This window comes from Neisseria sp. HMSC055H02, assembly GCF_001813335.1.
GTDB classification, from domain to species: Bacteria; Pseudomonadota; Gammaproteobacteria; order Burkholderiales; family Neisseriaceae; genus Neisseria; species Neisseria sicca_C.
The window spans coordinates 9,222-12,516 of sequence record NZ_KV812126.1 but is presented as its reverse complement, the minus strand read 5'-3'; the positions used below and the strand labels follow the sequence as shown (position 1 = coordinate 12,516).

1 protein-coding gene and 1 pseudogene are annotated in these 3,295 nt (G+C 57.4%); one reads left to right on the top strand and one right to left on the bottom strand.

Annotated features, from left to right (window positions below):
- Positions 1–304: 304 nt before the first annotated feature.
- Positions 305–2,926: a DNA mismatch repair protein MutS gene (gene mutS, locus HMPREF2907_RS10620; RefSeq protein WP_070682660.1), complete on the top strand. Its 2,622-nt coding sequence runs from the start codon at positions 305–307 to the stop codon at positions 2,924–2,926.
- Positions 2,927–3,099: 173 nt separating this feature from the next.
- On the opposite strand, the pseudogene HMPREF2907_RS13745 reads toward mutS, so the two are convergent.
- Positions 3,100–3,162 (bottom strand): annotated as a pseudogene (locus tag HMPREF2907_RS13745) (transposase); the annotation flags it as partial.
- Between the last annotated feature and the right edge of the window lie 133 nt (positions 3,163–3,295).

Sequence of the window (3,295 nt, the reverse complement as noted above, 5' to 3'; positions counted from 1 at the left end):
CGCAAAAAAACCGGCAGCAAGGCCGGTTAATAAAGTTTTTTTCATTCACTCTCCTTTTGCCCAAAAAAAAGCAATACTTAACCCTCCCGACAATTGGGATGCTTAAGTATTGCTTCTAAAAATACGCATTTAAGCGCCAAACTTGTGTCAAAACTGTGCCTGAATGTCTTTTGTATTGACTGTATCAGACTGTGTATGCAGGCATCACTTATTTTAAAATCAAATGGTTATATTAATACCGTCTATTAGGGTTTCAGACGACCTTTTGCTACAATAAGGCTTTTCCGTTTTGCAAGGCATTCCCATGAGCAAATCCGCCGTTTCCCCGATGATGCAGCAGTATCTCGCCATCAAATCGCAGCACGCCGACAAGCTGGTGTTTTACCGCATGGGCGATTTTTACGAGCTGTTTTTGGATGACGCGGTGGAAGCGGCGAAGCTGTTGGACATCACCCTGACCACGCGCGGGCAGATGGACGGCGTGCCGATTAAGATGGCGGGCGTGCCGTTTCACGCGGCGGAGCAGTATCTGGCGCGGCTGGTGAAGATGGGCAAAAGCGTGGCAGTGTGCGAGCAGGTGGGCGAAGTCGGCGCGGGCAAAGGGCCGGTGGAGCGCAAAGTCGTGCGCATCGTTACGCCCGGCACGCTGACCGACGCGGCGTTTTTGGAAGACAAGGAAACCAACCGCATCGCGGCGGTGAACGCGGATAAAAAACACATCGCCATCGCGTGGGCATCTTTGCAAAGCGGCGAATTCAAAACCAAGCTGACGACGGCGGACAAGCTCGCCGACGAGCTGGCGCGTTTGCAGGCGGCGGAAATCCTGTTGCCCGAAGGCAAAAGCCTGCCTAATGGTTTTCAGACGACCTCTGCCAACATCACGCGCCTGAACTCATGGCAGTTTGCCGCCGACGCGGGCGCGAAATTGTTGACCGAATACTTTGGCTGCCAAGACTTGCACGGCTTCGGTTTGGACGGCAAGGAGCACGAAGCCGCCGTCGGCGCGGCGGGCGCGCTGTTGAACTACATCCGCCTGACGCAAAACCTGATGCCGCAACACCTCGACGGCATTTCGCTCGAAACCGATAGCCAATATATCGGTATGGACGCCGCCACGCGCCGCAATCTCGAAATCACGCAAACTCTCTCCGGCAAAAAATCGCCGACCCTGTTTTCCATACTCGACGGCTGCGCCACCCACATGGGCAGCCGCCTCTTGGCACTCTGGCTGCACCACCCCCTGCGCAGCCGCGCCCACATCCGTGCCCGCCAAGAAGCCGTTGCCGCGTTGGGTTCGCAATACGAAACCCTGCAAGGCCGTCTGAAAAACATTGCGGACATCGAACGCATCGCCGCCCGCATCGCCGTCGGCAACGCCCGCCCGCGCGACCTCGCCGCCTTGCGCGACAGCCTGTTTGCCCTGTCCGAAATCGAATTGTCCGCCGAGGGCAGCAGCCTGTTGGAAACCCTCAAAGCCGTTTTCCCCGAAACCCTGCCCGTCGCCGAAACCCTCAAAGCCGCTGTGATGCCCGAACCCGCCGTTTGGCTCAAAGACGGCGGCGTCATCAACCAAGGCTATTGCGCAGAACTCGACGAGTTGCGCCACATCCAAAACCACGGCGACGAATTCCTGCTCGACCTCGAAGCGCGCGAACGCGAACGCACCGGCCTCTCCACCCTCAAAGTCGAGTTCAACCGCGTCCACGGCTTCTACATCGAGCTATCCAAAGTCCAGGCCGAACAAGCCCCCGCCGACTACCAGCGCCGCCAGACCCTGAAAAACGCCGAACGCTTCATCACCCCTGAACTCAAAACCTTCGAAGACAAAGTCCTGACCGCGCAAGAGCAGGCATTGGCATTGGAAAAACGCCTGTTTGAAGCCCTTCTAAAAGACATTCAGACGACCCTTCCCCAGCTTCAAAAAGCCGCCAAAGCCGCCGCCGCCCTCGACGTACTCTCCACCTTCGCCGCCACCGCCGCCGAACGCGGCTTCGTCTGCCCCGAGTTCGCCGACTACCCCGTCATCCATATCGAAAACGGCCGCCATCCCGTCGTCGAGCAGCAAGTGCGCCACTTCACCGCCAACCACACCCGCCTCGACCACAAACACCGCCTCATGCTCCTGACCGGCCCCAACATGGGCGGCAAATCCACCTATATGCGCCAAGTCGCCCACATCGTCCTCATGGTGCACACCGGCAGCTTCGTCCCCGCCGACGCCGCCCAAATCGGACCCATCGACCAAATCTTCACCCGCATCGGCGCCTCCGACGACCTCGCCTCCAACCGCTCCACCTTCATGGTCGAAATGAGCGAAACCGCCTACATCCTCCACCACGCCACCGACCAATCCCTCGTCCTCATGGACGAAGTCGGACGCGGCACCTCCACCTTCGACGGCCTCGCCCTCGCGCACGCCATCGCCGAACACCTGCTGCAAAAAAACAAATCCTTCAGCCTCTTCGCCACCCACTATTTCGAGCTGACCAAACTGCCCGAAGCCCACGCAACGGCAGTCAACATGCACCTTTCCGCGCTCGAACAAGGACAAGACATCGTCTTCCTCCACCACATCGAACCCGGCCCCGCCAGCAAAAGCTACGGCATCGCCGTCGCCAAACTCGCCGGCCTGCCCAACCGCGCTCTCAAAGCCGCCCAAAAACATCTGGACGAACTCGAAGCCCAAGCCGCAGCCGTCCGCCCGCAATTGGACATCTTCAGCACCCTGTCGTCTGAAAACGAATACAGCGGGTTTAGTCCAGACGAAACGGCGGATATAGAATCCCAAACCGCCGCCAGCCAAGAAAACCCCGCCCACAACGCACTCGCCGAGGCCCTAAACCAAATCCGCCCCGACGACCTCACACCACGCGAAGCCTTGGACGCACTGTACCGCCTCAAGCAGATTGCCGAAGGCGGGGAATAAACGCGTTGGTTTATATAAAACAAGGTCGTCTGAAAATTTTTAGACAACCTTTTTAGTAGCGTGGGCTTTGCCCGCGAAATATAGTGGATTAACTTTAAACCGGTACGGCGTTGCCTCGCCTTAGCTCAAAGAGAACGATTCTCTAAGGTGCTGAAGCACCAAGTGAATCGGTTCCGTACTATCTGTACTGTCTGCGGCTTCGTCGCCTTGTCCTGATTTAAATTTAATCCACTATAAATAACAGACAAGTTCCCGATTCAGACAACCTGCTCCCTCTCCCATCCGGCGGGAGAGGGCTGGGGAGAGGGTGGCTTTATGGGCTACACGAAGCCGATTTTGCCTAAACCCACAAAACCACCCCCATCCTAA